The sequence below is a fragment of the Cyanobacterium sp. genome, from assembly GCF_054166785.1.
In genome coordinates this window covers 1-20075 of sequence record NZ_JBSZCP010000040.1, presented here as the reverse complement: position 1 = coordinate 20075, position 20075 = coordinate 1, and the positions used below count along the sequence as shown (strand labels likewise).

The 20075-nt window shown below is 40.1% G+C and carries 29 protein-coding genes; 2 read left to right on the top strand and 27 right to left on the bottom strand.

The annotated features are described in order from the left end of the window. Positions 1-106: 106 nt before the first annotated feature. The 24 genes from rpsM to tatC form a co-directional block, all read right to left on the bottom strand. Positions 107-487, bottom strand: coding sequence for a 30S ribosomal protein S13 (gene rpsM, locus ACXITR_RS08040; RefSeq protein WP_069790217.1), 381 nt, complete (start codon positions 485-487; stop codon positions 107-109). An 83-nt stretch (positions 488-570) separates the two neighbouring features. Then, complete coding sequence (gene rpmJ, locus ACXITR_RS08035; protein ID WP_015223440.1) at positions 571-684, bottom strand: 50S ribosomal protein L36; 114 nt, start codon at positions 682-684, stop codon at positions 571-573. Between the two features lie 203 nt (positions 685-887). Next, positions 888-1118 (bottom strand): translation initiation factor IF-1, encoded by a 231-nt coding sequence (infA, locus tag ACXITR_RS08030; RefSeq protein WP_457996710.1) that lies wholly within the window; start codon positions 1116-1118, stop codon positions 888-890. A gap of 75 nt (positions 1119-1193) precedes the next feature. Then, positions 1194-1748: an adenylate kinase gene (locus ACXITR_RS08025; RefSeq protein ID WP_457996709.1), complete on the bottom strand. Its 555-nt coding sequence runs from the start codon at positions 1746-1748 to the stop codon at positions 1194-1196. 140 nt (positions 1749-1888) lie between these two features. Continuing rightward, the gene (secY, locus tag ACXITR_RS08020) at positions 1889-3202 is read right to left on the bottom strand and encodes a preprotein translocase subunit SecY (RefSeq protein WP_457996708.1); all 1314 of its coding nucleotides are present in this window, start codon (positions 3200-3202) and stop codon (positions 1889-1891) included. Between the two features lie 170 nt (positions 3203-3372). Then, complete coding sequence (rplO, locus tag ACXITR_RS08015; RefSeq protein WP_457996707.1) at positions 3373-3837, bottom strand: 50S ribosomal protein L15; 465 nt, start codon at positions 3835-3837, stop codon at positions 3373-3375. Between the two features lie 24 nt (positions 3838-3861). Continuing rightward, entirely contained in the window at positions 3862-4410 is a 549-nt protein-coding gene (gene rpsE / locus ACXITR_RS08010; RefSeq protein ID WP_446683559.1) for a 30S ribosomal protein S5, read from the bottom strand. A gap of 12 nt (positions 4411-4422) precedes the next feature. Beyond that, complete coding sequence (gene rplR, locus ACXITR_RS08005; protein WP_457996706.1) at positions 4423-4785, bottom strand: 50S ribosomal protein L18; 363 nt, start codon at positions 4783-4785, stop codon at positions 4423-4425. Between the two features lie 2 nt (positions 4786-4787). Further along, the gene (rplF, locus tag ACXITR_RS08000; protein ID WP_457996705.1) at positions 4788-5327 is read right to left on the bottom strand and encodes a 50S ribosomal protein L6; all 540 of its coding nucleotides are present in this window, start codon (positions 5325-5327) and stop codon (positions 4788-4790) included. Between the two features lie 135 nt (positions 5328-5462). Further along, positions 5463-5864, bottom strand: a complete 402-nt coding sequence (gene rpsH / locus ACXITR_RS07995; RefSeq protein ID WP_457996704.1) for a 30S ribosomal protein S8 — start codon at positions 5862-5864, stop codon at positions 5463-5465. A gap of 29 nt (positions 5865-5893) precedes the next feature. Continuing rightward, positions 5894-6436 (bottom strand): 50S ribosomal protein L5, encoded by a 543-nt coding sequence (gene rplE / locus ACXITR_RS07990; protein WP_457996703.1) that lies wholly within the window; start codon positions 6434-6436, stop codon positions 5894-5896. 48 nt (positions 6437-6484) lie between these two features. Beyond that, a complete protein-coding gene (gene rplX, locus ACXITR_RS07985) occupies positions 6485-6841 on the bottom strand; it encodes a 50S ribosomal protein L24 (protein ID WP_457996702.1) in 357 nt (118 codons plus the stop codon). Positions 6842-6844: 3 nt separating this feature from the next. Then, complete coding sequence (gene rplN, locus ACXITR_RS07980) at positions 6845-7213, bottom strand: 50S ribosomal protein L14 (RefSeq protein ID WP_015223451.1); 369 nt, start codon at positions 7211-7213, stop codon at positions 6845-6847. 40 nt (positions 7214-7253) lie between these two features. Continuing rightward, entirely contained in the window at positions 7254-7502 is a 249-nt protein-coding gene (gene rpsQ, locus ACXITR_RS07975) for a 30S ribosomal protein S17 (protein ID WP_457996701.1), read from the bottom strand. Between the two features lie 18 nt (positions 7503-7520). Continuing rightward, positions 7521-7742 (bottom strand): 50S ribosomal protein L29, encoded by a 222-nt coding sequence (rpmC, locus tag ACXITR_RS07970; protein ID WP_457996700.1) that lies wholly within the window; start codon positions 7740-7742, stop codon positions 7521-7523. Positions 7743-7748: 6 nt separating this feature from the next. Beyond that, complete coding sequence (gene rplP, locus ACXITR_RS07965; RefSeq protein ID WP_015223454.1) at positions 7749-8165, bottom strand: 50S ribosomal protein L16; 417 nt, start codon at positions 8163-8165, stop codon at positions 7749-7751. Between the two features lie 117 nt (positions 8166-8282). After that, positions 8283-9005 (bottom strand): 30S ribosomal protein S3, encoded by a 723-nt coding sequence (rpsC, locus tag ACXITR_RS07960; RefSeq protein WP_457996699.1) that lies wholly within the window; start codon positions 9003-9005, stop codon positions 8283-8285. A 31-nt stretch (positions 9006-9036) separates the two neighbouring features. Next, entirely contained in the window at positions 9037-9390 is a 354-nt protein-coding gene (gene rplV / locus ACXITR_RS07955; RefSeq protein ID WP_083260397.1) for a 50S ribosomal protein L22, read from the bottom strand. Positions 9391-9489: 99 nt separating this feature from the next. Next, positions 9490-9768, bottom strand: coding sequence for a 30S ribosomal protein S19 (gene rpsS, locus ACXITR_RS07950; protein ID WP_015223457.1), 279 nt, complete (start codon positions 9766-9768; stop codon positions 9490-9492). Positions 9769-9821: 53 nt separating this feature from the next. Further along, complete coding sequence (rplB, locus tag ACXITR_RS07945) at positions 9822-10664, bottom strand: 50S ribosomal protein L2 (protein ID WP_069790233.1); 843 nt, start codon at positions 10662-10664, stop codon at positions 9822-9824. 39 nt (positions 10665-10703) lie between these two features. Continuing rightward, positions 10704-11042, bottom strand: a complete 339-nt coding sequence (locus ACXITR_RS07940; protein WP_015223459.1) for a 50S ribosomal protein L23 — start codon at positions 11040-11042, stop codon at positions 10704-10706. Beyond that, positions 11032-11670, bottom strand: a complete 639-nt coding sequence (gene rplD, locus ACXITR_RS07935) for a 50S ribosomal protein L4 (RefSeq protein ID WP_446683555.1) — start codon at positions 11668-11670, stop codon at positions 11032-11034. Before rplD ends, ACXITR_RS07940 begins: the two co-directional genes overlap by 11 nt. A gap of 38 nt (positions 11671-11708) precedes the next feature. Next, the gene (rplC, locus tag ACXITR_RS07930) at positions 11709-12392 is read right to left on the bottom strand and encodes a 50S ribosomal protein L3 (protein ID WP_457996698.1); all 684 of its coding nucleotides are present in this window, start codon (positions 12390-12392) and stop codon (positions 11709-11711) included. 320 nt (positions 12393-12712) lie between these two features. Continuing rightward, positions 12713-13477, bottom strand: a complete 765-nt coding sequence (gene tatC / locus ACXITR_RS07925; protein WP_457996697.1) for a twin-arginine translocase subunit TatC — start codon at positions 13475-13477, stop codon at positions 12713-12715. Between the two features lie 428 nt (positions 13478-13905). On the opposite strand from tatC, the gene ACXITR_RS07920 reads away from it, so the two are divergent. Further along, positions 13906-16059, top strand: a complete 2154-nt coding sequence (locus tag ACXITR_RS07920) for a tetratricopeptide repeat protein (RefSeq protein ID WP_457996696.1) — start codon at positions 13906-13908, stop codon at positions 16057-16059. 20 nt (positions 16060-16079) lie between these two features. Here the strand turns inward: ACXITR_RS07920 and ACXITR_RS07915 are convergent, their stop codons facing one another. The 3 genes from ACXITR_RS07915 to ACXITR_RS07905 form a co-directional block, all read right to left on the bottom strand. Next, the gene (locus tag ACXITR_RS07915; RefSeq protein WP_457996695.1) at positions 16080-16529 is read right to left on the bottom strand and encodes a hypothetical protein; all 450 of its coding nucleotides are present in this window, start codon (positions 16527-16529) and stop codon (positions 16080-16082) included. A gap of 65 nt (positions 16530-16594) precedes the next feature. Further along, a complete protein-coding gene (locus ACXITR_RS07910; protein WP_457996694.1) occupies positions 16595-18616 on the bottom strand; it encodes an FHA domain-containing protein in 2022 nt (673 codons plus the stop codon). Between the two features lie 23 nt (positions 18617-18639). Next, positions 18640-19140, bottom strand: a complete 501-nt coding sequence (locus ACXITR_RS07905) for an FHA domain-containing protein (RefSeq protein WP_457996693.1) — start codon at positions 19138-19140, stop codon at positions 18640-18642. 236 nt (positions 19141-19376) lie between these two features. Here ACXITR_RS07905 and ACXITR_RS07900 point away from each other — a divergent pair, with 236 nt between their 5' ends. Next, positions 19377-19664 (top strand): sll1863 family stress response protein, encoded by a 288-nt coding sequence (locus ACXITR_RS07900; protein WP_457996692.1) that lies wholly within the window; start codon positions 19377-19379, stop codon positions 19662-19664. Positions 19665-20075: the final 411 nt, after the last annotated feature.

Genomic DNA, 20075 nt, shown 5'->3' with positions numbered 1-20075 from the left:
GGCAGTTAATTTTTGTAAGCTAGGAAGGGTTGCTAAGGGAAGAATAACAATATTTGGATGCAACGTTTTTCCGCCTAGTTGTTTTTGCTTCCACCTAACTAAGTTTTTATTTCTTAGGTGCTTTTTTCTTCCCAGCGATGGCAACTTTACGTCCTCTGCGAGTTCTACCGTTAGTTTTGGTTCTTTGCCCTCTCACGGGTAAACCTTGGCGATGACGACGACCACGATAGGTGCCAATATCTCCTAGTCGCTTGATGTTCATCGCTTCTAAACGGCGCAAATCTCCTTCGATTTGGTAGTTTTCTTCGATGTTAGCTCTTAGTTTAGCGATGTCTTCGTCACTTAAATCTTTAACTCTGGTGTCAGGATTTACTCCTGTGGCGGCTAAGATTTTTTGAGAAGTTACTAAACCAATGCCGTATAGATAGGTTAGTCCTATTTCTACTCGTTTATCACGAGGTAAGTCAATACCGGATATCCGTGCCATGTCTAATAGTTTCCTTTTGTTTCTTTATTTTTTCCCAATTTGGTCAACTTTTGCTTTTCTTAGGTTACACTTATGTTTAAAGTCTATCCTTGACGTTGTTTATGTTTTGGGTTTTCACAAATTACCATAACCCGACCTTTACGACGGATTACACGGCATTTGTCACAGATTTTTTTGACTGATGCTCTAACTTTCATAGTATTAGTTTACACTGCAAGCCTTTAATTATAACAATATTTTATTTTTGTGTCAAATATACTAATTTGCTTATTTTCAGCCGTTTTCAACGGTTTCGAGAGGGTTGTTTTTGTCATCAATTCTTGACATTTCTATCATAAAGGAAACGGGAATTTTGGCAATTTTTCTCTTAATTGGTTGAAATGAGACTATAAAATGATGATTAGTTCTTTTTACCCTTGAGACGATAAGTAATTCTTCCTTTACTTAGATCGTAGGGGGTAAGTTCTACTTTGACACGATCGCCCGGTAAAATTTTGATGTAATTACGTCTAATTTTTCCAGCGATATGGGCAAGGACGTTAAATCCGTTATCTAAGTCCACTCTAAACATGGCGTTAGGTAAGGATTCAATTACCGTGCCTTCCATTTCAATCAGATCTTTTTTTGACATACAATAGTCCTCTTTATATTTTTAATCCTTGTTGATCATACCAAATCTCTTTGTTTTAAGAAATTACGGTTACGGTTAGGATTTTACTATTGTTTGCAATTCGGTACTGATTTCTTCTAGGGTGCGATCGCCATTAACTGTTTTCAACAACCCTGTATTTTGATAAAAATCAATGAGGGGAGCGGTTTTTTGACGATACACGTCTAAACGGTTAGCGATGGTTTCCTCGTTGTCATCTTTTCTGCCACGACCTAAAAGACGTTCTATTAAGGTAGAATCAGGTACTTCTAGGTTAATTACCGCCGTACAGTCTTGATCCAATTCCGTCAACAGGGTAGAAAGATACTCCGCTTGGGGAACATTACGGGGAAAACCGTCTAAAATCCAACCCTTTTGAGCGTCATTCTGACTTAGTCTATCTTTGATTAAATCAAGGATTAACTCATCGGGTACTAAATCGCCATTATCCACATAGGATTTTGCTTTAATTCCTAAAGGAGTTTGCTGGGCGATCGCACTTCTTAAAATTTCTCCAGTGGAGATGTGAGGAACACTCAAATGTGCTGCCAAAATTTCAGCTTGAGTGCCTTTACCAGCGCCGGGGGCGCCTAAAAAAATTAATCTGGTCATGTTGTAGTAATTGATAATTGATCATTGATAATTGATAATGAAATATTTACTTATCAGAATCAAATATCGGACGGTGCATTGATTACACCTAGGAAAAAAAGGAATAGCAAACCTCCCCTCACGGGAGGAGAGATAAAATGCTAATCCTTAACCATTCCCTCATAACGTTGAGAAATAACGTAGGTTTGAACCTGTTTCGCAGTATCGATGGCTACACCCACAAGAATTAGGAGGGAGGTAGCACCAAAACCTTGAAAAGTTGTCACCCCAGTGGCACTTTCCACAAAAGTAGGTACCGTTGCCACGATGGTTAAGAAAACCGCCCCCAGGAGGGTTAAACGGTTTAATACCCCTTCAATGTAAGCAACCGTTGCCTTACCCGGACGAATCCCTGGGATACTAGATCCCATCTTCTTCAAGTTTTGGGCAATGTCTTCTGGATTGGAAATCAAAGAAGCATAGAAATAACTGAAGAATACGATCAGTAAGGAGTAAACAACCACATACCAAATAGAGCCGGGGCGTAGGGCCAAGGCTACATTATTAAGGAAAGTGTTAAAGGGGGTACCATCAGCAAAACCTGCCACCGAGGATGGTAATACCAAAACCGCCGAAGCGAAAATGATCGGCATTACCCCACCCTGGTTAAGTCTTAGGGGTAAATAGCTGGTGCGTTCACGATATAAACGGCGCCCCACCTGACGACGGGCGGAGATGATGGGAATACGGCGAGTACCTTCTTGGACAAATACAATACCCACAATCATGATCAAAAATACAACGACCAGTAGGACAACCTGTGCGATCGCCTCTCTGCCCCCAGATTGAGCATAATCGATGGTATTACCAAGGGTACGGGGTAACACCGCCACAATGTTGACAAAAATCAACAAAGAAGCACCATTTCCCAAACCTCTTTCCGTAATCAACTCCGATACCCACATTACAAACATAGACCCTGCGGAAATAGCAATCACCGTTTCCACAATAAAAATAGGGCTATCATTAAGGGCATAGGGGCGCAACAAACCAATGGTAATACCCGTAGCCTGAATTACCGCCCAACCAAACGCCACATAGCGGGTAATCTGAGCAATTTTACGGCGACCAGCTTCCCCCTCATTTTTCTGTAAATCCTCTAAAGCGGGAATGGCAGAAGTAAGAAGTTGAATGATAATAGAAGCGTTAATATAGGGCAAAATTCCCAAGGCAAAAATTCCCACAGTAGCTAAACCGCCCCCTGTGAAAAGATCTAAAAAGCCTAAAAAAGGTAAATTTTGAACCGCCGCCTCAAAGGCATCACGATCAATCCCCGGTACAGGAATATAAATCCCTAGCCGAACTAAAATTAATAAACCTATAGTAATCAGCAAACGACCACGAAGCCCTGCGGCTTGAGCCATTTGCATAAAGGTTTCTTGAGCAGTTGGAGTCTTTTCTCTGCTAACAACCATGATCTAAAATATCAATACAATAATGGTGAATAAATTAAAATTAAGGGTCAAAAAACTGATAAATAAAGATAAAGACATAAAACCCCTATCTTTAAGTAAAAGTAATTAACCGTCAATTGTCAATTACTTCCTAATCAATTATTTGACCTCTCCCCTTAGTATCTTGACATTTATTGATCAGTATTACCATGGACAGGTGCAGAAATTGAACCACCAGCGGCCTCAATTTTTTCCTGAGCAGATTTAGTCCACGCCGCTGCTTTCACATTTAAAGCAACTCCTAAATCGCCATTTCCTAGAACCTTCAAAGGTCCATCATTGGTGGTGATGATACCAGCATCTATCAAAGATTCGATGGTTACATCAGAATTAGCCGCAATACCAGCTAATTTTTCCACATTAATAATGGTATATTCCTTACGATTCACCACGGTAAAATGTTTCAACTTAGGTACTCGTCTGTAAAGGGGCATTTGTCCCCCTTCAAAACCAGGTTTAGTACCAGTACCAGAGCGAGATTTTTGACCTCTCATCCCAAAACCGCCACTAGCACCCTGTCCAGCAGAGATACCTCTACCGATACGGCGACGACGCTTTTTAGATGAAGGTTTGGGTCCGATGTTATGAAGTCTCATAGTTATTACTAATTAGCAATGGGCTTATGAATAAATTTGTTCTAAGGGAATCTCTCTTTCTCTGGCCACTTCGGAGAAGCTGCGGATTTGCTCAAGGGCATTAACGGCCGCACGAGCGTTATTAAGAGGATTATTAGATCCTTGTTGTTTAGCTAAAATATTTTTAATTCCTGCTAATTCTAAGACGGTACGCACGGCACCCCCTGCAATTACCCCAGTACCGGGAGCGGCGGGGCGCATGAATACTTTTGCACCACCAGCAATACCGTTACTAACGTGGGTAATAGAACTAGCTTTGTTGATTTTAACGGTGACGAGGTGTTTTTTACCATCGGTAACAGCTTTACGAACCGCATTGATTACGTCTCCAGCTTTTCCTACCCCTACACCTACTTGACCTTTTTCGTTACCAACGACGACGATGGCACGGAAACTGAGTTTTTTACCACCTTTAACAACTTTACTAACACGACGGATTTGTACAACCCTTTCTTGCCAAGTATTGTCTTTTTCTCTACGTTGTTTTCTTTGTTTGCCTTTGCGTTGATCTTTTTGTTCGCGCTCTTTTGCCATGATGATTTCCTCTTAAAAGTTAAGACCTGTTTCACGGGCGGCATCAGCTAAGGCTTTGACTCGTCCATGGTATAAGTTACCACCACGGTCAAAAACTACTTTTTCAATGCCTTTGGATAATGCTCTTTGAGCGACTAATTTACCAACTTCAGCGGAAGCATCACGGTTAGAGGTGGAACTAAGTTTTTCTTGTAGTTCTTTATCTAAGGTAGATGCACTCGCTAGGGTGTGCTGGGCTACATCGTCAATTAATTGAGCATAGATATGTTGATTGGAACGGAATACGGCTAAACGAGGGCGTTCAGCGGTGCCAGTGACTTTTTTACGAATCCGAAGATGGCGACGTTGGACTAGATTTTTACGGTTAATAGTCATAATTATTTCTTACCTGCTTTACCTACTTTACGTCTTACATATTCACCAGCGTAGCGAATACCTTTTCCTTTATAAACTTCAGGAGGACGAACAGCACGGATTTTTGCCGCCATGTTGCCTACTAATTCTTTATCTATACCGCTAATAACAACTTCAGTGTTGGTATTAACAGCAACGGAGATGCCATCGGGCATTTGCATTTCTACGGGTTTAGAATAACCGACGTTAAGGGTTAATTTTGAGCCTTGGGCTTGGGCACGATAACCTACCCCTTGGATTTCGAGTTTTTTCTCAAATCCTTGATTTACTCCGTCAATCATGTTGGCTACGAGGGTACGGCATAAACCGTGTCTTTCTCTAGCTTTACGACTGTCGTTATCACGGTTAACTTGGAGGTTTTCGCCTTCGTGGACTACGGACACAAGAGAGGGTAATTCTCTGGCTAGGTTGCCTTTAGGGCCAGAAACGCTAACATGTTGACCGTTAATCTCGACGTTGACCTTGGGAGGTATCGCTATAGGACGTTTTCCAATACGAGACATGATTTAATTTCTAAGTTCTAAGTTGTGAATTTGTCTGAACAAGAAACAATTAATAATTTTCAATATTTTGTTTGTACAATCCTTGGGGAATTGGTGACAAATTATTGTCCATCGTCAATTGTTTATTGTCAATTGTTACCAGATGTAGCAGAGAATTTCTCCGCCGATACCTTGTTTTCTGGCTTCTCTGTCGGTCATAATGCCATGAGAAGTCGAAATCACTGCAACCCCGATACCACCTAGGACTCTGGGGAGGTCTTTTTTCTTACTATAGACCCTTAAACCGGGGGTACTCACTCTACGGATGTTGTGAATGATGGGTTGGCGGTTTCTGCCTTTGTATTTTAAGGAGATGACGATGTCTTTTTTCACTCCTTCACCGACTTCTTCGTAACTACCAATAAAGCCTTCGGTTCTTAGTACGTCGGCGATACTGCGAGTCATGCGAGTGCTGGGGATTGCCACGGTCGGGTGGCGGACGGCACAGGCGTTACGAATACGAGTCAGCATGTCTGATATGGTGTCGTGTGCTGGCATTCTTTCTTCTTTTCCTCTATTACCTTATATTATTTGTCACGGAAGGGCATTCCCATCTCTTTTAGTAATGCGCGCCCTTCTTCGTCGGTGTTGGCGGTGGTGATAATGGAAATATCAAAACCTCGAATTTGATCGATACTGTCGTATTCGATTTCGGGGAAGATTAATTGTTCACGCACCCCTAAGCTGTAGTTTCCTCGACCGTCGAAACTTTTAGGGCTGATGCCACGGAAGTCACGAATACGAGGTAATGCTAGGCTAATGAGACGATCTAAGAAAGCGTACATTTTATCAGATCTTAATGTCACCATGGCTCCGACGGGCATTCCTTGACGGATTTTAAAACCTGCGATCGCCTTTTTAGCACGGGTAACAACGGGCTTTTGTCCAGTAATAATCGCTAGTTCACTAAGTGAGGACTCTAGTGCTTTAGCGTTCTGAGAAGCCTCTCCCAAACCTCTGTTAATAACAATTTTATTGAGCTTAGGAACTTGGTGGATATTAGTATAACCAAACTGCTCCTTAAGTTTAGGAGTGATCGTTTCTTGATAATAAGTTTTTAGTCTTGACATTGCTTTGGTTACTGATGGTTATGAAATAGTACCGTTATGGTCATTGAGTTAGTCAATGATTTCGCCAGTTTTTTTCAGTTTTCTCACCTTTTTACCTTCTTCAGTAATGACATAGCTAATGCGACTAGCTACTTTTTCTTTTTCAGAGTAAACCATTACTTTGGAGCTATGAATGGGTGCTTCATAGGTGGTGATTTGACCGGATTCCCCTTGTTGACGGGGTTTTACGTGTTTGGTTCTGATGTTGACCCCTTTAACGATAACGGTGCTATCTTTGGGGATGGCTCTGAGGATTTCTCCTACTTTACCTTTATCTTTGCCAGAAATGATCTGCACAGTATCACCTTTTTTAACGTGCATTTTTTGTCTGGCAGGGGCTGTTTTACTTTGATTTCCTGATCTCATGGTTTAGAGTACCTCCGGTGCTAAAGAAATGATCTTGGTGAAGTTGCGATCGCGCAATTCCCTAGCAACCGGACCAAATACACGGGTACCTCTAGGGTTATTATCTTTGTTGATAATTACCGCTGCATTATCATCAAAGCGAATACTCATACCGCTTTCACGACGTAAGGAATGTTTGGTGCGTACGATTACCGCGCGAACAATGTCAGATTTTTTCACTGCCATGTTAGGAATTGCATCTTTGACCACGGCAATAATTACGTCACCGATGCCACCGTAAGTACAGTTACCGGTGGATAACACTCTTAAGCACATAATCTTGCGAGCGCCACTGTTATCGGCTACGTTTAGGTAACTTTGTTGTTGAATCATTTTTATTAGTGAATTGATTGCAAAGGGTCGAAAACCAACATTAAATTGCTTTAGTGCTGATGATTTCCGCTAATTCCCAGCGTTTAGTTTTGCTGAGGGGGCGGGTTTCTCTAATTTTCACGCGATCGCCCTCTTGACATTGATTTTCGGGATCGTGTGCTTTGTACTTTTTAGTTTTAACGACAATTTTGCCGTATTTAGGATGGGGGGAACGGTTTTCAACGGCAACAACGGCGGTTTTATCCATCTTGTTGCTAACTACTACCCCTACTCTTTCTTTTTGTGCCATGGATTATTTACTCACTCCTTATGCTTGAGTAGTGTTGGAAACTCCTCTTTGACGTTCACCTTGAACAGTCATTAATTGAGCAATCCAACGTTTAGTGTGCTTAAACTGATGGGGGGTTTCTAGGCGACCAGTGGTTTGCTCTAATCTTAGTTGAAAGAGCTTTTTCTTGGCGTTAACAATTTCTTGTGCTAGTTCCTCATCATTGAGTTTTCTTGCGTCTGCGACTTTAGGAAAAGCCATAATTTTCTAGTATTCCTCCGATCTGGTAATAAACTTAGTTTTGATGGGAAGTTTTGCAGCGGCTAGGCGCATTGCTTCTCTAGCGGTAGCTTCAGGGATACCAGCAATCTCAAACATAATACGACCGGGTTTTACTACTGCTACCCAGTACTCTGGGTTACCTTTACCAGAACCCATACGGGTTTCAGCAGGGCGCATGGTAACGGGCTTATCGGGGAAAATGCGGATCCATATTTTACCACCACGGCGTACATAACGGGTAATTGCCCGACGTGCGGCCTCAATTTGGCGGGAGGTGATCCAACAGGGTTCAATAGCTTGTAGAGCGTAATCCCCAAAATTAATGGAATTACCTCTATAAGCATTCCCCGTCATTCTGCCCCGATGTTGTTTACGAAATTTCGTTCTTCTTGGACTTAACATAGTTTTCAGTTAATAGTTCAGAATTGCTCTATAAAGGAGCTTGGGCTTAAAATCAAGACATTCAGTGATTGATGAAAGAAAAAAGACAATTATTAATTATCCGTTCTTAACTATCAATTATTCAGATCTGTCTTCAAATTTTTGGCGACGAGGTTGTCTGCGCTCACGATTACCTCGTGGGGCAGGGGTTTCTAAATTTTCTTCACCGGGGATAACTTCACCTTTAAAAATCCAGACTTTTACGCCTAAGATTCCATAAATGGTAGAAGCGGTACGATAACAATAGTCAATGTCAGCACGGAGGGTATGAAGAGGAACACGTCCTTCCCTGATCCACTCACTACGGGCAATTTCTGCACCGTTTAAACGTCCACTGACTTGGATTTTGATTCCTTTTACTTCTGCTTTCTCAGCCCTTTGGAGAGCTTGTCTGACCACACGACGGAAAGATACCCTTCTCTCTAACTGAGAGCCGATAAATTCTGCCATGAGGGCGGCATTAGCATCAACGTTAGCTACTTCGATGACATTAACACGAAATTGACGTTGATTTTTAAGTAAATTTTGTAAATCAGTACGAAGTTTTTCAATTCCTGCTCCTCCTTTTCCGACTACCACCCCTGGACGGGCGGTGTGAATAGAAAGGTCGATTTGATCTGCTTTGCGATCAATTTTGACTTCGGCAATGGAAGCATTGCTGAGGTTTTTGTCAATGTACTGACGAATTAGGTGGTCTTCTTGAAGAAGTTGGGGATATTCTTTCGGATCTGCATACCAACAAGATAAATGATCTTTGGTAATACCGAGACGAAAACCCACTGGATGTACTTTTTGTCCCATATTATTTTTCTAGTTCTTTTCTTGTGGTTTACTAGGCCTGAGGTGCTACTGCTACGGTGATGTGGCAGGTGCGTTTACGAATTTGATAGGCACGACCTTGGGCGCGGGGGCGGTAACGTTTTAAGGTAGGTCCGCCATCGGCGTAAGCAGAGCTTACTACTAAGGTGGTGGGATCTAATCCTTGGTTATGCTCGGCATTAGCAACCGCAGAACGAAGAACTTTAATGATAGGTTCACAAGCTCTGTAGGGCATAAATTCGAGAATAATTAATGCTTCTCGGTAGCTACGCCCACGAATTTGATCTAATACCCTTCTCACCTTGGAGGGAGACATTCTAATGTAACGGGCGATCGCTTTTACTTCTTGGCTGGTATCAACCTCGATTTTTTCCTGTGTTTTCGGCATGATAATTTGTTCAATAATTAATATTGCTAGTAGGAAAATTGATGATAGCTCATCAACTAAAATCCTGAACCGACTGCTTTATCTTCTTGCCTTTTTGTCACTTTTAGCGTGACCTCTAAAGGTGCGAGTCGGAGCAAATTCTCCCAATTTATGACCAACCATTTGCTCTGAAACAAATACGGGTACGTGGGTACGACCGTTATGTACAGCGATGGTGTGACCAATCATTTGAGGGAGAATGGTGGAAGCCCTTGACCAAGTTTTAACTACTTGCTTTTCTCCTTTTTCGTTTAATTTTTCGATTTTGGAGAGCAGACTATCGGCTATAAATGGTCCTTTTTTTAATGAACGACTCATAAACTTGTTTTACTCTAATAGTGAAAATATCTATTTGTATCTTCCTAAACGTCTTATTTTCCTTTGTTGGAGTTACGACGACGGACGATGTATTTGTTGCTGAGTTTTTTCTTCTTACGAGTTTTCTTACCTAAAGCAGGTTGACCCCAAGGAGAAACAGGACCGGAACGACCAATGGGGGCGCGTCCTTCACCACCACCATGGGGGTGATCAACAGGGTTCATCGCACTTCCTCTTACATGGGGTCTAATACCCAAGTGTCTTGTTTTACCAGCTTTTCCGAGTTTGAGGTTTCTGGCTTCGATATTTCCGACTCGACCGATAGTAGCGTAGCATTCTTTACGAATCATACGTACTTCTTTTGAAGGTAGCTTGATGGTGACATAATCACCTTCTTTTGCCATTAACTGAGCAAAACCACCAGCGGCACGAACGATTTGACCACCTTTACCAGCACGCATTTCAATGTTATGAATTTCGGTACCGAGGGGAATTTTCCCTAGGGGTAAGGCGTTGCCAATTTCGTAGGGAGCTTCTTCGCTAGCAACAATGGTTGCTCCGATTTGAATTCCCGCAGGGGCTAAGATATATCTTTTTTCGCCATCTTCATACTGCACAAGGGCAATACGAGCGTTACGGTTTGGATCGTACTCAATGGCTAAGACTTCGGCGTTAATGTCACGCTTGTCTCTTTTGAAATCGATAATACGATATAGTTTTTTGTGACCGCCTCCACGGTGGCGACTGGTGATAACCCCACGGTTATTACGTCCTTTTTTTCTATGAACGTATTTCGTTAGGGACTTTTCTGGCGTACTTTTAGTGATTTCGGAAAAGTCTGAGGTTACTGCTTGTCTTCTTCCGGGGGTATATGGTCTGTATGTGCGAACACCCATAGTTCTGTTATATTTATCAGTTTTCGGTGAACAATTCCCTTAGAGATCAGGGAAGAATGTACTTTGTAATGAATCACCTTCTGCGAGGGTGACTATTGCTTTTTTGTACTGTGGTTTGTAGCCAACATTTTGACCTACCCTGCGTTTTTTGCGAGGTTGGTTCATGGTGTTTACTTTTACCACTTTGACTTCAAATAAGCTTTCGATGGCTGCTCTGATTTGAGGTTTTGTCGCTTGTTTTACGCACTCAAAAACATACTTATTATCTTCCATCATATAAGTAGCTTTTTCGGTAACGATGGGGCGAATAATCAAATCGGCGAGTTCAGCTTCGCTTTTTCTTACTGCGGTCGTTTTTCCGTATCTTTTATTCGGCATTGTAAACCTCCTGTAGTTTTACTAATGCGTCAGAGGTAACAACTATTTTGTCAGCGTTAAGAATGTCATAGATATTTAAACCGTCGTGGTTAATCATTTTGACATTGGGAAGGTTTCTGACGGACAAATAAACGTTATCGGAGGTGGGCTCGGTTACTACTAATAAAATTTTGCAGTTTTGATCCACTTCCCAACGGGTGAAGGCTTCTAAAATAGTTTTGGTTCTAGGAGCTTCAAATTGTTGATTAAAGTTTTCTACTACTACAATATCCTCTGCTCTGCTGATGAAGGCAGTACGAAGGGCTAACCGTCTTTCCTTACGGTTCATTTTTATGTTGTAGTCCTTGGGTTTAGGCCCAAAGATGACACCACCGCCACGCCATAAGGGTGAACGGATGGATCCGGCTCTTGCTCTACCTGTTCCTTTTTGTCGCCAGGGCTTACGACCACCACCACGCACTTCGGCTCTGGTTTTGGTGGATGCTGTTCCTTGACGCTGATTATGTAGTTGACGGACTAGGGCGCGGTGAACAATATGTTCGGCGTTTTCTTCCTTAGCAATTTTCATTTCTAAGGTGGCTTCGCCGCTTTGCTCTCCTTGCCAATTTTTTACTACACAATTAACCATAATTTTTAATTTGATATTTTTTGTAACTGTGTGTTAATTTACTGTTGCCCCACGATGGTGGCGGGAGTAATACTAACTAAATTTCCTGTTTTACCAGGGATTGCTCCTTTAATAAGAAGTAAATTACGTTCTGCGTCAATTTTGACTACAGTTAGTTTACGGACTTTAATGTTGGTGTTACCATAACGACCTGCCATTTTCTTCCCGGGATATACACGACCGGGGGTTGTACCTGCTCCTGTGGAACCGGGTAAACGGTGGTTTTTAGAACCGTGGGTCATGTTACCTCTTTTGAAGTTATGACGTTTCTGATAACCAGCAAAACCTCTACCGATGGTTTTACCGCCAACATCTACCAAATCACCTTCGTTGAAAAAGTCAACTCCGATGGTTTGCCCTAGTTCATAGGAACTAACATCATCAAGACGATATTCTTTTAGGTGACGTAAAGCAGGAAGTCCTTTGGTACTTAAGTGTCCATCTTCTGAACTGGTCAAGTATTTGTTAACTTCTTTTGCTTCTTTGGTGTTTAAGCTACGTTTGCGATCTGGCAACTCGTCATAACCGAGTTGAAGTGCTACATAACCATCTTTTTCTTTAGTTTTGATTTGAGTAACTCGACATGGGCCGGCTTGGACTACGGTGACAGGAATTGCTACTCCTGTTTCTTGGTCGAACACGGTGGTCATGCCTAGTTTTGTACCTAGTATGCCTAAGCTCACGGGATGTATCCCTCTAAATTACTAAACAACGGGGTTATTTTCAGGGAAAGATGTTCTTTCTTGCTGATGAGTAACTGTCTGCAGGGTAAAAGTTAATTTAATTAGGCTACCGAGGTAACTTTCATTAAATTTGGTCTTTTTTCCATGATGAACAGACATTCTTTAAACTTACTAACCTATTTTGAGGTGTAGTAAAGAGCCTTTGTCACCCTAATAGACTTAAAAATTTTTTTAAAATTCTCAGTATCTTTAGGAGGCTAGTTTATCTTTTTCGTCACAAACAAACATTATAAACCATTAACGGACAATACCGCAATAGTTTATTTTCCTATTAATTTTACGGCGCCAATGCCTCCAAAATAGAGAGCTAAAACTGCTCCGCCGAGGAGAGATTGGGTTAGGGGGTCGGTGGATGGGGTAACGATCGCCCCTATCACTACAGATCCTAACACGACTATTCGCCAACCCGACAACATTTGTTGGGAGGTGACTAAATTTAGTTGACCGAGGAGTAATTGAATGATGGGAATTTGAAAAGTTATCCCTGTACAAAACATTAATAATAGGACAAACTTAAAATAGTTATCAATGGACCATGATTGCTCCACCACATCTCCGCCGTAGCTGATGAAAAAATTGAGGGCGGCGGGAATTAATAAATAATAGGCAAAGGCTAACCCTGCAAAAAAGAGGATACTAGAACCAAACACCACAGGGGCAAGGAGCTTTCTTTCTTTTCTGGTCAACCCCGGCACCACAAATTGCACTACCTGATATATAAGAATAGGACTAGCGAGTAAAATTCCTGTATATCCTGCCACTTGGAAAGAGACAAAGAAAAATTCTCCGGGGGCTAGTTGTAAAAACTTGACTCCTTGGGCTGGGATTTCTAGCCAACCGACGATGGGACGTACGAAGGCAAAACAGGCGATCGCACTTACCAATACAGAAATCAGACTAATAAAAAGACGAGTCCTTAATTCTTCAAGATGATCAAAAAAAGACATCTCCGCAGGTTCGGGAATTTGCTCCCAATAGTCTTGAGTTTCTTCTACATTGACAGTTGCTGATTCTTTGGTTGCCATGGGTTATTGTTGAAAGATCTTTGATGTCTAACTAGATATTTTAACCTTTATTTTGCTCATTAAGACAAAGCAGTTACCAGACAAATAGATAGGCTGACTACAGATTTTTATGGACTGTAGATTTTTTTAGTCCATATTTTTGTTTTTAATTTTTAATCTTTTATTCTCTCTTTTAACACAGTCCAAATATTCCTCAATGGAAAGGAATGGTAAGTTTATCGTTATTCATTAAAAATTAATGATACTTTTGAAAAAAAAATAATAGATCGGGACACAATTGTTATTATAATCATTAGTCCTCTTAAGTAGGTCAACCACATAACGCATTAGTTGTATTTTATATAAAATTTTTATTAGTTCCCTACCCAGATTGGTTCATTCTACCTACTCTTTTTCCTTGCCTTCTAAAATAAATATAATTAAAGAAGATGAAACCTTGCTATTGCATTAATCCCCGTTGTTCTCAACCCGATCATCCTGACAATAATAACCCCAGTAGTCGTTATTGTTATAGTTGTGGCTCAGAATTACTTTTAAATGGGAAATATAGAGTTAGTCGTCTATTGAGTGATGATAGTGGTTTTGGGATTGTTTATGAGGTATTCCAAGGATTTGAGCCTAAAATTCTTAAAGTTTTACAAAAGAGATGGAATAAACAACCAAAGGCGGTAGAACTATTTGAAAGGGAGTACGAAGTTTTACTTACTTTAACTAAGGAAAATATTAAAGGAATTCCCCAAGCAGAAGATTTTTTTCAATATCAACCAAGGGATGAGCAAAATGTACATTGCTTAGTAATGGAAAAAGTTGATGGGATGGATTTAGAAAAATGGGTACAAAAAAACGATAAAATCAGCCAAAAACAGGCCATAAAATGGTTAAGGGAAATTACTTTAATTTTACAAAAGATACACCAACACAATTGGTTTCATAGAGATATAAAACCTGCCAATATTATGATGCGCAATAGTGGTGAGTTGGTATTGATTGATTTTGGTACGGCAAGGGAAGAAACTCAAACTTATTATCAAAAGATGGAGGGGCAACAGTTAACGGGTATTGTCTCCACGGGTTATACTCCTAATGAGCAGCAAAATGGTCAATCGGTGGTGCAATCAGATTTTTTTGCATTAGGGCGAACTTTTGTTTATTTATTAACGGGTCAACATCCTTCTTCTATGTATGATCCTTATAAGGATGTCCTTAGCTGGAGAGAGCAAACGGAAAATGTAGATAAACCACTGCTAGATTTTATTGATCATTTGACTTCAAAATTTCCTCAGGATAGACCTAACAATACTGAGGCGATTCTGCAACATTTGGATGATCTTAATCAAAGATTACAAACTCGTCCGAGTAAAGTAAGTTTGGTTCAAAAAATATTGACCTCTACCCAAGGTGTTGTCACCAATAGGGTCGCCCCTGCTTCTGTGACTCGCACAAGACAGATAGGAAATATAAACTTTAGTAAGGGCGGTACGGGGGGAACTTTAGCTATCCATAGTCGTAAGCTAATTATTGGGGGAGGCTTAATCGTCTTTGGGGTTGCTTGGTTATTAGGAAGTTTTGATTTTATTCGGCTTGGTGGCTTGAATTTTAATAATTCAGAAATGGGCGGTGTGGAAAGTTCCCTTGCGGAGGAGGTGGAGAATCCTCAAAATGGGGCGGTTGAGATGGGTGAAGATTCTTCGGTGAATTTAGATGATGCTCAGATTTTTTATAATCGGGGTAATGAGCTCCGTGATAGCCAGGATTACGAAGAGGCTATTGAGCAATATAGTAGGGCAATTGAACTCAATCCCAATTATGTGGATGCTTACTATAATCGTGGTCTGACTTATGCTGATTTGAAGGATTTTGACCGAGCGATCGCAGATTATACCCAAGCTATTACCATTGATCCTGAATATTTAAATGCCTACAATAATCGAGGTGTTCTTTATGCTAATTTGGGGGATTATGAAAGGGCGATCGCAGATTATCAAAAAGTGTTGGAATCAGATCCTAATTATGTTCTTGCCCATAATAATTTGGGGGTAGCCTATGATAGTTTAGAGCGTTACCAAGAGGCGATCGCCAGTTATACCAGAGCCATTGAGCTAGATCCTAGTTATGTTTTAGCACTCACCAACCGAGGGCTTTCCCATGGTAGTTCAGGAAATTATGAAAATGCCATTAGTGATTACAATCAAGCCATTACCATTCAACCTAATAACGCTGATGCCTATTATTATCGGGGTAATGCTCATAATAGTCTAGGACAGTATCAACAGGCTATTAGTGACTATACCAGAGCCATTGAGATTAATCCTAATAATGTTCTTGCCTTTAATAATCGAGGTGTTTCTTACTATAATTCAAATTCTTGTGAAAGTGCGATCGCCGATTACACCCAAGCAATTCAAATCAATTCTGACTATCCCAACGCTTACTATAACCGTGGTTTGTGTCACCGTAATCTCGGACAAAATCAAAACGCTCTCGCCGACTTTACTAGAGCCGCATTTTTATATCAACAAGAAGATGACGATGCCAGTTATCAAAATGCGATCGCCGAAATTGAAAAAATTTCCCTCAATTAAAACAATAATCCGCCTAAATACTAATCTTTATAAACCCATTTTCCAAACCATTCCCCTCCTCGAAATCTCCAGCTAGTAAACAAAAGACGCATCAACACCCAAGCACAAATATAATTACTCAACCATACCAAACCATAGTGAGCCATAAAAATAAGTAGATCGAAACTTTCCCCATCAATTCCGGGTAAACCTATTATCCTAATCATTAAAACCAAAAACAACCCCTCCATAACTCCCGCACCTAATTGTAAAATTCCAGGCCAATCATGATCCCAAAGAAACTTTTGTAAATAGTCATAAAGAATATCCCAAAAAATTCCAAAAATAGCCACATATAACACCACCAAAAAATATGCTAAATCTCCCCCATGTCCACCCAAACCAAAATAAAAAGGGAGACTAAAAATGACTCCGACAGTAGCCAGAAGAAATAATCTAGTTTGCCAACGGCCAAATAGTGTAGGTAACATAATAGTCCACAAAAAAAATAAAATTAACAAATTAAAATGAGAAAATTTACGAACTAAAAATCTGGCTAAGGTTTTTCATTCTTTGCCCATTTAAACCACTGCACCAAAGAGTGAAACCCCGAAATATAATTCACATCAGGAGCATTCAATAAAGCCAAACTTTCAATAATCCTATGTGCCGAATATTGTAACCCTAAAAAAGTATCCACCCCCGCATAGGGTCCGCCCAGAGTGATAATACCATTGGCAAAAACCTTACCATTGCCATTACGCATTTTTTTAATCTCAAAATCATTTGCCACATCAAGTCTCCCCTGAATATTCAATGGTAATTGATAATGATTAACCAAATCATTCAGTAAAGGGCTTTGAAGGGGATCTGAAACCAAGCCTGTACAATCAATAATGAAATCAGCATGAATAGTAATTTCTCCCTTATTAGTTAACAAGGTGCTAACTACCCCGCCAAGGGAATCAGGTCGAACCTCCTTAACTAAGCCATACCTGATTTCGTACCATCCCTCTTGCAAACCTTGCTTAATTAACTTACGCCAAGGCTTTCGACTACTGGTAGTAGTACCGCCCCAAATTTGTAACAATTCTCGCCGTTGGGGGGGAGTTGCCTCCTCCAACATTTTACGCATATCACCGCCCCAAGTGGCTTTAGGCCAATTATAGGGTTGAAATTCCCAGTCATTTTCTACCGCTCTTTGAGCCATACCGTATTGATTACCTTTTCTTGGATCTCGATTCATGTGAATAATTTTTAGTTTGGGATTAGCTTTATAAGCTAAATACAATCGATCCATTATTTGAGAAGCAACAATTCCTGAACCTCTAATAATTACCGTGCCTCCTTTTTTTTCTAAATATTCATATACGTGATCATGGGGTTCGTATCCTTGCACAACAGATTTTAAATCCCCTGTATCATCTCGATAACGTTGTAAATCAGGAAGAAGTTTAAGGGCTGGATAACCCGTACAAATATGAACAAAATCGGCAACAATAAAACGATGATCAGTTTGTCCTGGCTTACTAGAAGAATAGGCAATGCAATAACGCCCATCCTCGGTTTTGCGAATTGCTCTTGCACTACCTTGATAAAACATCTTTTCCCAACCGATGCGTTTAACTTCCCTATCAATGGAATTAAAAACATTATCAGCAATGGGGGTATAAGTATCCGCTAAAACAGGTTCCGCAAACACTTGCCATAAACAGGTAAATGCTAAGTTGAAATTTCCTGAAAAAAATTCGTGCCATGCCTCCCGTAAAGCATAACCGGGCCATCCCCATAAGTTATCTGGACATGAATCTGAGCCAGATCGAATTCTTTTGTACCGAAAAATTTGACAATTACGCAATAGCCTTTCGTATCTTCCATAGGGAATAGGATTTAAACCTACAACGGCGATCTTTTCCCCCTGAACTCCTGCAATGCGAAGATGATCAGCATAAGCAAAACTTCCTAATCCTCCTCCGATGGAAACATAAGTAACTTCTTTGATCGGTAAATTAGTTTTTTGGACAGCTGAAAGAAATATTTTTTCTTCTTCAAAAATGTCAGATGGAGGGAATATATTTTGGGGATTTGAGGAAGTTGAACTTGCAGTGACATTGAGTGAGGGTTGGATTAAGTCTGTTTCAGGATCAAAAATGATGGTAGATGCTCGATGATTTTCACTGGTTGATTTTTGTGGAGGATTGGTATTTAAAATTGTAGATGGGCTTGGAGCGATTACGGTGGGGGGCATTCCCCAAGTAATGGTAATACTATAGTTACCAATGGTAATGACGTCTCCGTTATTGAGAGGTTGAGATTCTTGGTAGATTCTTTGAGTATTGATAAATGTACCGTTACTGCTTCTATCTTCTATAACAATTTGATGATTAGATTCTTTGATGATGACATGAAAACGAGAAATTAGATTTTGAGAATCTAACAAGGTGATTGGGGTGGATTCTTTATTATCAATGATGTTTGGTAGTTGGTTACTATCTCTACCGATGACGATGGGTAAAGTAAATGATTGTTGCTCTTGGTCTTCGGTAATGGGATTTTGGGTGATTAATTGGATTTCCATGGGATTTATTGATTATTAGGTTGCTATTTAAGGGTTGTACCAGTAAAAACTACATAGCCACAATAGGGGCAGTTTAAGCCTTCATATTCTGGAGTGAGGATATGTTTTTTTGCCCCAGAACATTTAACGATGTATTCTCCTGTGCGATTTTGTAGTTCTATATTTCTTACTACCATGGTGATTTTTCCTAATTTTATAACGGTATTTTTATCAATTTCTACGGTGTCGTGAATTATTTTTTTCCCATTAATAATAATGGGGTTCGGTTTTTTAGGTGGTTGACGATTTTGGGTTAGATTGTTAGCGAAAAGTTTATTTTTTTCTTGGTCATAAAAAATTTGTAGATGGGTATTAGAAACTGTTCTGATAATCATAGGATCTGAATGTTTTAAGGTTATGTCACATTCTTTTTGTTCTCCTCTACCGATAATTATTTTCTGAGGGTATAGGGTACAGTCGTCATCGGCAATGGTGCGGGTACGAATTTCTCTATCTTCTTGCCATGCCAGGGTAATTCTATACATGATTTTTTGACTTTAATACTACATTTATTTTATCTGAATCATATGTAAGCAAATACTACTACTATTAATGGTTGTGAAAGGTTATATTTTGTTAATTAGTTTTTAATTTTTTTTATTTGGATTATTGTGATTTGATCTCTAATTCTATTACGGATTACCGTAATTTAAGGGTATGGCAAAAAATATTGATTATATCTATTATGAAGATGAAAATATTTTATAGGTAATTCATAATTATGGAAAATAGAGAAGTTAAACAAGGACAAATGGAGAATACCCTGAAAGAATGGGGAGCAAAAATTGATTCCCTTAAAGCAGAAGCGGACAAGGTAGGGGAAGATGCTCAAGCTGATTTACATAAAAAGATTGAGTATTTAGAAGGAAAAAAAGCTGAAATGGAAGCTAATTTACAGAAGCTAAAAGAATCTAGTGATGATGCTTGGGAAAGTGTTGTCACTGGATTTAAAGGAGCATGGGAAGAATTGGGCGGTGCTTTTGAGGAAGCGGCTTCTAAGTTTAAATAATGTCCATGGTGAAATGATAGGGTAGGTGCGATCAGACGTAGTCTGCCACTTCGTGATCGCACAACACCTTTTCATAACCCTCGAACACGCCCAACCACGAACCGATATTAATAACTTGCCTTTTCAACAAATAGTTGCTTAAGGGCGATCGCACAGCAACAGAATACCCTTGATCGCCCTCTCACTCAGTGCCCCTTAAGCCCTCACCAAACCCCAAGTCCCCCTTTAGAGGATAATAAAACGTAAAGATAACTCTAATATCAGAATCTAATTAACGGTACTTAAACAGAAAAGTAAGGTAAACTAATAATAAAAGTAGACAGAGTGACAACATTAGGTCATTATGAAAGAAACAACGTCTTCGTCCATGCCACCATGTTTTAATCGTTGGTGTGAAAAATTCGACCCATT

Excerpts from the sequence above, each read along its gene's own strand:
- rpsM (WP_069790217.1), bottom strand. The coding sequence starts at position 487 with ATGGCACGGATATCCGGTATTGACTTACCTCGTGATAAACGAGTAGAA.
- rpmJ (WP_015223440.1), bottom strand. The coding sequence starts at position 684 with ATGAAAGTTAGAGCATCAGTCAAAAAAATCTGTGACAAATGCCGTGTA.
- infA (WP_457996710.1), bottom strand. The coding sequence starts at position 1,118 with ATGTCAAAAAAAGATCTGATTGAAATGGAAGGCACGGTAATTGAATCC.
- ACXITR_RS08025 (WP_457996709.1), bottom strand. The coding sequence starts at position 1,748 with ATGACCAGATTAATTTTTTTAGGCGCCCCCGGCGCTGGTAAAGGCACT.
- secY (WP_457996708.1), bottom strand. The coding sequence starts at position 3,202 with ATGGTTGTTAGCAGAGAAAAGACTCCAACTGCTCAAGAAACCTTTATG.
- rplO (WP_457996707.1), bottom strand. The coding sequence starts at position 3,837 with ATGAGACTTCATAACATCGGACCCAAACCTTCATCTAAAAAGCGTCGT.
- rpsE (WP_446683559.1), bottom strand. The coding sequence starts at position 4,410 with ATGGCAAAAGAGCGCGAACAAAAAGATCAACGCAAAGGCAAACAAAGA.
- rplR (WP_457996706.1), bottom strand. The coding sequence starts at position 4,785 with ATGACTATTAACCGTAAAAATCTAGTCCAACGTCGCCATCTTCGGATT.
- rplF (WP_457996705.1), bottom strand. The coding sequence starts at position 5,327 with ATGTCTCGTATTGGAAAACGTCCTATAGCGATACCTCCCAAGGTCAAC.
- rpsH (WP_457996704.1), bottom strand. The coding sequence starts at position 5,864 with ATGCCAGCACACGACACCATATCAGACATGCTGACTCGTATTCGTAAC.
- rplE (WP_457996703.1), bottom strand. The coding sequence starts at position 6,436 with ATGTCAAGACTAAAAACTTATTATCAAGAAACGATCACTCCTAAACTT.
- rplX (WP_457996702.1), bottom strand. The coding sequence starts at position 6,841 with ATGAGATCAGGAAATCAAAGTAAAACAGCCCCTGCCAGACAAAAAATG.
- rplN (WP_015223451.1), bottom strand. The coding sequence starts at position 7,213 with ATGATTCAACAACAAAGTTACCTAAACGTAGCCGATAACAGTGGCGCT.
- rpsQ (WP_457996701.1), bottom strand. The coding sequence starts at position 7,502 with ATGGCACAAAAAGAAAGAGTAGGGGTAGTAGTTAGCAACAAGATGGAT.
- rpmC (WP_457996700.1), bottom strand. The coding sequence starts at position 7,742 with ATGGCTTTTCCTAAAGTCGCAGACGCAAGAAAACTCAATGATGAGGAA.
- rplP (WP_015223454.1), bottom strand. The coding sequence starts at position 8,165 with ATGTTAAGTCCAAGAAGAACGAAATTTCGTAAACAACATCGGGGCAGA.
- rpsC (WP_457996699.1), bottom strand. The coding sequence starts at position 9,005 with ATGGGACAAAAAGTACATCCAGTGGGTTTTCGTCTCGGTATTACCAAA.
- rpsS (WP_015223457.1), bottom strand. The coding sequence starts at position 9,768 with ATGAGTCGTTCATTAAAAAAAGGACCATTTATAGCCGATAGTCTGCTC.
- rplB (WP_069790233.1), bottom strand. The coding sequence starts at position 10,664 with ATGGGTGTTCGCACATACAGACCATATACCCCCGGAAGAAGACAAGCA.
- ACXITR_RS07940 (WP_015223459.1), bottom strand. The coding sequence starts at position 11,042 with ATGCCGAATAAAAGATACGGAAAAACGACCGCAGTAAGAAAAAGCGAA.
- rplD (WP_446683555.1), bottom strand. The coding sequence starts at position 11,670 with ATGGTTAATTGTGTAGTAAAAAATTGGCAAGGAGAGCAAAGCGGCGAA.
- tatC (WP_457996697.1), bottom strand. The coding sequence starts at position 13,477 with ATGGCAACCAAAGAATCAGCAACTGTCAATGTAGAAGAAACTCAAGAC.
- ACXITR_RS07920 (WP_457996696.1), top strand. The coding sequence starts at position 13,906 with ATGAAACCTTGCTATTGCATTAATCCCCGTTGTTCTCAACCCGATCAT.
- ACXITR_RS07915 (WP_457996695.1), bottom strand. The coding sequence starts at position 16,529 with ATGTTACCTACACTATTTGGCCGTTGGCAAACTAGATTATTTCTTCTG.
- ACXITR_RS07910 (WP_457996694.1), bottom strand. The coding sequence starts at position 18,616 with ATGGAAATCCAATTAATCACCCAAAATCCCATTACCGAAGACCAAGAG.
- ACXITR_RS07905 (WP_457996693.1), bottom strand. The coding sequence starts at position 19,140 with ATGTATAGAATTACCCTGGCATGGCAAGAAGATAGAGAAATTCGTACC.
- ACXITR_RS07900 (WP_457996692.1), top strand. The coding sequence starts at position 19,377 with ATGGAAAATAGAGAAGTTAAACAAGGACAAATGGAGAATACCCTGAAA.